At 37.1% G+C, this 5831-nt stretch carries 7 protein-coding genes; 4 read left to right on the top strand and 3 right to left on the bottom strand.

Features of this window, described 5'->3' with window-relative positions; all coding sequences use genetic code 11:
• Nucleotides 1-771 (top strand): RtcB family protein (locus T515_RS15600; RefSeq protein WP_197026470.1); only part of this gene is annotated, 771 nt, incomplete at its 5' end.
• Nucleotides 772-826: 55 nt separating this feature from the next.
• Nucleotides 827-1096: a hypothetical protein gene (locus T515_RS15595; protein ID WP_036613259.1), complete on the top strand. Its 270-nt coding sequence runs from the start codon at nucleotides 827-829 to the stop codon at nucleotides 1094-1096.
• 191 nt (nucleotides 1097-1287) lie between these two features.
• Here T515_RS15595 and T515_RS15590 read toward each other — a convergent pair whose 3' ends face one another.
• The 3 genes from T515_RS15590 to T515_RS15580 form a co-directional block, all read right to left on the bottom strand.
• The gene (locus tag T515_RS15590) at nucleotides 1288-1494 is read right to left on the bottom strand and encodes a hypothetical protein (protein ID WP_036613254.1); all 207 of its coding nucleotides are present in this window, start codon (nucleotides 1492-1494) and stop codon (nucleotides 1288-1290) included.
• A 275-nt stretch (nucleotides 1495-1769) separates the two neighbouring features.
• Nucleotides 1770-2357, bottom strand: a complete 588-nt coding sequence (gene prfH / locus T515_RS15585) for a peptide chain release factor H (protein WP_036613251.1) — start codon at nucleotides 2355-2357, stop codon at nucleotides 1770-1772.
• 13 nt (nucleotides 2358-2370) lie between these two features.
• Nucleotides 2371-3519, bottom strand: a complete 1149-nt coding sequence (locus tag T515_RS15580) for an RNA-splicing ligase RtcB (RefSeq protein WP_036613248.1) — start codon at nucleotides 3517-3519, stop codon at nucleotides 2371-2373.
• A gap of 469 nt (nucleotides 3520-3988) precedes the next feature.
• Here T515_RS15580 and T515_RS16925 point away from each other — a divergent pair, with 469 nt between their 5' ends.
• Together T515_RS16925 and T515_RS15570 are read left to right on the top strand one after the other, a co-directional pair.
• Nucleotides 3989-5299: a tetratricopeptide repeat protein gene (locus T515_RS16925; RefSeq protein WP_051671813.1), complete on the top strand. Its 1311-nt coding sequence runs from the start codon at nucleotides 3989-3991 to the stop codon at nucleotides 5297-5299.
• A 261-nt stretch (nucleotides 5300-5560) separates the two neighbouring features.
• On the top strand, nucleotides 5561-5831 hold a 271-nt coding region (locus tag T515_RS15570), incomplete at its 3' end, for a hypothetical protein (RefSeq protein WP_036613246.1).

Raw genomic sequence — 5831 nt, 5'->3', positions numbered from 1 at the left:
TGTGAGTACTATCAGGGCGTTGCTACCGGCATCCATACGGGAAAGGTCCCTATGTGGGAAGAAGAGGAACGTATAAAGAGAGAGTATAAGGCTGCAGGCAGAAGAGCTGAGATACAGGAGGCACTTAAGGAACTACACAGAAATTTCAGACAGACTCCACCGGATATGCCCCTTGAACTCTGCTTCTTAACAGGAATGTACAGCGAGGAATACCTTCATGATATGAAGATATGCCAGGAGTATGCTGACAGGAACCGCCACAGGATCGCATCACAGATAATTGACCACTACGGATTTAAGCCTTTAGGCGAATTTACAACGGTTCATAATTATATCGATCATGAATCAAACATAATCCGTAAGGGTGCAGTTTCTGCAAGAGAAGGCGAAAGACTTATCATTCCTATAAATATGAGGGACGGATCCCTTATCTGTGTAGGAAAGGGTAATGATGATTGGAACTGTTCTGCTCCTCATGGTGCTGGAAGAATGTTCTCACGGACTGAGACTTTTAACCGGTTCACAGTGGAAGAGTACGAAAAGACTATGAAGGAAGCCGGAATTTATACAACCTGCGTCAACCATTCTACACTTGATGAAAGTCCTTTTGCTTACAAGGGAATGGATGATATCGTTGAAAATATCTCACCTACAGCAGATATCGTAAGCATTGTAAGACCTATTTATAATTTCAAGGCCAACAGCACGACGATAAAGGAAAAGAACAAGGCTGAAAAGACAACAGTAGATGATATTGACACCGATGACTAAATCACAAGAATGTTTAGCCAAATGATTGAGACAGAGTATCTGTAGGAGGATTTAAGTGTTATATATTATTGTTTATGGTATTGTCTTTTTGATTTTTTTAGGTGCTCCCTTACCTTTTCAAATAGTTTTTATGATAATAAATATTTTTATTCCTGATCCAATACCAGTAGTAGACGAGGCACTCATGGCGGCATCTATTATAAAAAAACTTGCAGGTGCTGAAAGAATAATTGAATTTTCTAATGAAAATCCAAAAGTATTCAAAATAATTATTGTTGGAATGGTTATCGTTTTTGGGATTTTTATTAAAATGTTAATATCATGACATATAAGAATAATGTAATATAACTTATAAAAATATAAACTCCCATTAAATCACCTGACAATTCAAAGAGCTTCCCTTAATCAAGAAGCTCTTTGAATTGGTAAACAATAATTTAACTTATGTTTAAGACTAATTAATATTTATTTTAAGAATAATTGGGGGTTAAGCAAGTTATTTATTGTTAATTAACATTATCTATATCTGTTACGTTTCTTCTCTTGCTCTCTTGCTAGACGCTTTTCTTTTAATCTGTCTGCTTCGTAAGCATAGAGATCACTATCAAATTTTTCACCATTCATTCTTGCGTTTCGACTAGCATCTCTATAGTTTCTTTCTGCAGTGTATTCAATTATTCCTTTTGCAGATTCCAAAAATGAACCGAGATCAAAATCAAACATTATATTTCTCCTTTCGATGATAAAAAACTTTCTTAGTTGAAATGTCGGCAAATTATTAAAAAATATCACGTAATATATATTAAAATGCATGAAATTAATGTTAAGAATATAAAAGAGTTCTAAATTAACTCGTTAAATAGCTTCTACAAAAACTATAACTTCGTTATTATGGATTTAGATTATTAGTGGAATAATGGTAATACCAATAACAGGAAGTAAGTTTTATATAACAAGTAAAGAGTGAACAATCCTTCTCTAGTATTATGTTTATAATATTATGTATGGGTGAATCCCATGCCCTTATAGACTCTTACCGGATTTCCCCTGACGATCTTTGTATGTTCCCGCCAGGCGTTATTTGTCTGTTTGGCCTGGTTTTCTTTTTCTTTTGCCGCTAGAATGGCGTTAAGCTTCTCAAGAGCATCCTTTCTGTTAAGCTGCTGGGTCCTCTCTGCTGTGGAAGTCACTGTGATACCGGTTGGTATGTGAATGAGACGGACACCGGTTTCAACTTTATTTACATTCTGTCCGCCGTTTCCACCGGAATGGAAGCGTTCGAAGCGGATGTTCTGATCCTTGCAGATCTCTTCTCTTTCAGGGATGATGCTTACATCCACGAACCAGTTTTTTCTTTTGTGGTTGGGTCTGAAGGGACTTTTGCATATCCATTGCACTGTTCCTTCAATTCCGGAAAGATCGTTTTCAGTTTTGAACATGATGGATGTATTGCATCCTTTTGTTTTTGCTGTATGCTGCTGTATCATTTCAATGTCAGCATATTCTTTTTTCAGGGAATCATAGAGTTTTGTGACGCAAAGCTCACATTCAGCCGGTCCCTGTCCGGAACTTATCTGTATTATCATATTTTAATCCTCATTATTCTCCACCAGCCTTGAAGTTATAGACCGGTCTTATGATCTTATCGATCTTCACGGTATCGCTTATTACATCAGAAATCTCCATGATCGGTCTGTAGGCAAATGGGGCTTCATCAAGCGTATCCTTACCGATACAGCTTGAATAAATCCCCTTCATTTCTGATTTGAAAGATGAAACGGTAAAGCTGTTCTTTACATCCTCACGCTTCATAATCCTCCCGGAGCCATGGGGAGCAGAGCAGTTCCAATCCTGGTTGCCAAGACCTGTTCCAAGAATGATACCGTCACGCATATTGATGGGAATGATGACCTTTTCGTCCTTCTTTGCTGAAATAGCACCCTTTCTTAACATCGGAGCAAGGAATGTTTCCAAAGTTTCCAGTGTTGTATCTACATAGTTATGGATGCATTCATATGTATCAAGAACTTTCCATTTCATTCCTTTTACAAGCTCATCAAGGATAATCTGCCTGTTAAGGGAAGCGAATCTCTGGACTACCTGCATGTCATGAAGATAAGCATCCTTAAGATCTCCATCAAGCCATGTGATCTCATAGGGAATGTTCAGACCCTTTTCCTTAAGGATCTTTTGCCCTTCATTAATGTAGTATTCAGTTACTTCTTTGCCCAAATGTCTGCTTCCTGTATGGATTACAATGTAAAGATTGTTATCATCATCCTTGTCGACTTCGATAAAGTGATTGCCTCCGCCAAGTGTACCAAGGCTAAGGCGTGCCTTATCAGTTCTTATATGGTTTGCACACTTTAGTTCAGAGAAAGGGAAGTCTTCGGAAAGTCTGTGAGGCTTTCTCCTTATATTGAATCCAGCAGGAACACAGTCTCTTATTACTGTATCAAGCTTTTGTCCTTCAACTTTTTTACCTTTTATCTCGGCCAAAGTCATTCCACATCCTATATCGATACCGATAAGATTTGGGATGATACGATCTCCGATAGTCATGGTAAGCCCGATGGTTCCGACCTTTCCGGGATGGACATCCGGCATGACTCTGATGAGGCAGCCACTGGATGATTCGTTGTCACAGATCATCTGTAGCTGTGCTCTTGCATACTGATCAAGCGCAGTATCTATGTTGTTTGTAGTGAAAATGTGAGCTACTGAATAAGCTCCTTTGATAATCTCCATAGTTGATATCCTTTACTATATTGAAAGGAGTATAAATTTCCCTCGAATGTAAAGAGGATCTGATCATCCTATGAAAACTGTAAATTTAGATAGACTTTGCCTATTTTAGTACAGAGAAAAGGATAACCATACCTCCGGTTGCGTTTAAGTTTGTCAAAGTGTTCTTTGTCATGATGGCCTCCTTTCTTAAAATCGAATAAATAGTTGCTGAGTTAGATATTATCACAATTGGCAGATTATATTCATTACACTTTTATAAACTGCAGGTAAGATTTCATCTGCTTGTGTTGGTTACATATTAGTCTGCGAGAATGACAAAAAATGTCATTGGACAAAAATATAATCGAAATATCAAATGGAAAAATACCTAAAAGCTTTTCTTTTGGAAACACTTAGCCAATTTTTACTTGAGGATTATTGATTAGGACTATAGGAAACAGATAACGATTTATAAAAGGAGACCTGAACCATGAGGATTAAGTCAAAGGATGATTTATTAAAGAGAGTACGTAATGCAATCACAACATTATCAAAGGATGGAAGATATCCAGAGAGTCTTGCATCGCTTAAAGATGCTGAATATGAAATGGATATAAACGATTTTGAGGAAGCTAAGAAACTTCTGTCAGATAGCCTGCATGATGATGATAGGATACACACTATGCATCCGGAGATTGCGGGACTGTTGAAGGACATCTATTTAGATGGAGTTGAGGAAGGTGATCCTGACTATATCTGCAAACTGGGTTCACTCTACTATACAGGAAGAGCCGGGGAGCAGGACTATGTAAGAGCTGCTGAATATTATCATATGGCTGAAAAAGGCGGTAATGATCAGGCAGTCGAAAATCTTGGTTACATCTATTATTACGGAAGAACAGGCGATAAGGACTATAAGAAAGCCTTTAATTATTTCGTGAAGGGTGCTGCAACTGGAAATGTTCGTTCACTATACAAGATTGGAGACTTTTATAGGAATGGATTCTATGTGGAAAAGGATCCGAAGGAAGCATTTCATATCTATGAGCGATGTACTGAAATGATTTCGGAAGAGCTGATTCCGGAAGTTGGAGCGGATGTATATATGCGTATGGGAGATTGCTATCACGAAGGAATTGGTGTTGAAAAGGATCTTATCTTAGCTCTTAGCTTCATGTGTTCAGCGGAAGGTTTGATCTATAGAAGATTAATGTGTGGGGATTTTTATCAGAAGAATAATCTGAAGCATGTTTTGGAGTCTGAGGAAAGAATACGAGAAGAAATAAGAAACGAACTTCTTCCGGATTTGTCCTGGTCTGGTTTTCAGGGAGATAACGATGATACTACGGTCATAAAAGAACCAGCGAATACTGATGCCCAAGAGAACCCTGATGTTAAGAATCAGGAAACAGACAAGAATGCTAAAAGTGAATCTGAGTTAAACGTTTTTGACATGATACGAAAGGATTGGGATAAGATACTTGAGGCTGTCAGAGAAGATCATGATGTCCTTAAGATATCGTTTGATATGTGGCTTAAACCGTTAAGACTTTTCGATTTAATAGACAATCTTTTGCTTATAATTGTACCGGAGGAAGGTTATGTCAAAATCTTGGAGAAAAAATATTCTCAGTATATGAAAGAAATCCTTGAGAAAAACTATAACATCCCTATTGAGATACATTTTATTACTGAGTCTGAAGCAAAAAAGTTGTCGAAAAAGAAAAATACAATCTTTCCGGTTAAAAGCAGAAAAGATCCTTGTCCACTTGGATTCAAGAATTATTCTTTATTCATATAATCGTGGACAAAGAAGGATTACTTATTTATCAAGCGAAAGTAAATAGATTTGTTTTTTTAGGGGAATACAAAAGTGAGATTTATTTTATCATTTATCATTGGTCTTATGACCATAACAATTCCAGCTTATGCGAGATGTGATTCTTATAAGTGTTCGTTTAATGAAAAGGGGACTACTTATATCACTGAACTACGTAAAATATCTAACGATAAGTCGTTATTAACTGTAGTTCATAATCATGAACTGATCCAGTATGAGGTAATGGCTGACATAGACGAGCTATCCATACGTGAATTCAACGATGTGTTGGACCATAATGGGATTATCCTTGAGTACAAAAGGGTATTTCCTTATGAAAGTCATTATTTATATTGGAATGATGGTCTCAGGGTTTTGGCAAGCACTTATGGAGATCTTGATGTTGCTTATTACGAAGATTTAAATAATGACGGTATCAGAGAGCTTATGGGGAACTGTACATACGGTGACGGTGTAGAGGACTGCATAGTTTATACAATGAAAAACAATAAGG

Source organism: Oribacterium sp. P6A1 (assembly GCF_000702885.1).
GTDB lineage: Bacteria > Bacillota > Clostridia > Lachnospirales > Lachnospiraceae > Oribacterium.
Note: the sequence above shows the minus strand (reverse complement) of the source record. Positions and strands in the feature narration are given on the sequence as shown.

Excerpts from the sequence above, each read along its gene's own strand:
- T515_RS15590 (WP_036613254.1), bottom strand. The coding sequence starts at position 1,494 with ATGTTTGATTTTGATCTCGGTTCATTTTTGGAATCTGCAAAAGGAATA.
- prfH (WP_036613251.1), bottom strand. The coding sequence starts at position 2,357 with ATGATAATACAGATAAGTTCCGGACAGGGACCGGCTGAATGTGAGCTT.
- T515_RS15580 (WP_036613248.1), bottom strand. The coding sequence starts at position 3,519 with ATGGAGATTATCAAAGGAGCTTATTCAGTAGCTCACATTTTCACTACA.
- T515_RS16925 (WP_051671813.1), top strand. The coding sequence starts at position 3,989 with ATGAGGATTAAGTCAAAGGATGATTTATTAAAGAGAGTACGTAATGCA.